General features: G+C 41.7%; 1 protein-coding gene. It reads left to right on the top strand.

What is annotated here, in order from left to right:
• Positions 1-707, top strand: a 707-nt coding sequence (locus A3739_RS26045; protein ID WP_156502857.1) for a lipopolysaccharide assembly protein LapB, incomplete at both ends; no start/stop codon positions are given.

A 707-nucleotide genomic window follows, 5' to 3' on the forward strand; every position in this document is an offset into this window, starting at 1 on the left:
TAAAGAGTATCAGGAAGCGGTCAAAAGCTTTGAGCGGGCAGTGGCTCAGAGTGAAACGCCTGTCGAATATCATTTGCAGTTGCTACTAGCGAGCTATGTGATTCAAAAAGATTATGGGAAAGGTATTCAATTACTAAAAAGAATGGTCACGCTTTATCCTGGTAAGAAAAAATACGTATTACAATTAACAGGGCTATACGACGAACTTGAACAAGAAGACAATGCTTTGGGAACTCTCGAATATGCTTACAAAAACCAGTTGTTGAATGAGACTCAAGAGTTGAGTGATTTGGCGTATCGCCTTATCACTAGAGGGTATCCGCATAAAGCAGCGGAAGTTCTTGAAGCAGGTTTTAAAGACTTCATACTTTGGTATACGGCCGAGAACTATAGCTTGCTCGCACAAGCACACCTCGATGCGAAACAAGTAGACAGGGCAATCCCTTATTTAGAGAAAGCGATATTGACCGCAACAACGCCGAACTCAGCTCAAGCGCTAAGCCATGCATATATTGAAATGGAAGACTATGAGAATGCAGCTAGAGCATTGCAAATCGGTTTGAAGAGATCAAGCAAGGATCAGCAGCGTTACCTCAATTTATCTTTGGGGCATGTTTTATTTAAACTAGGTCGAAATGAACAGGCGTTAGCGGTATACAGAAGATTAAAAGATGATGTGTCGCTAGACGAACAGGCCAAAGTATTAG

This window comes from Oleiphilus sp. HI0067 (assembly GCF_001635735.1).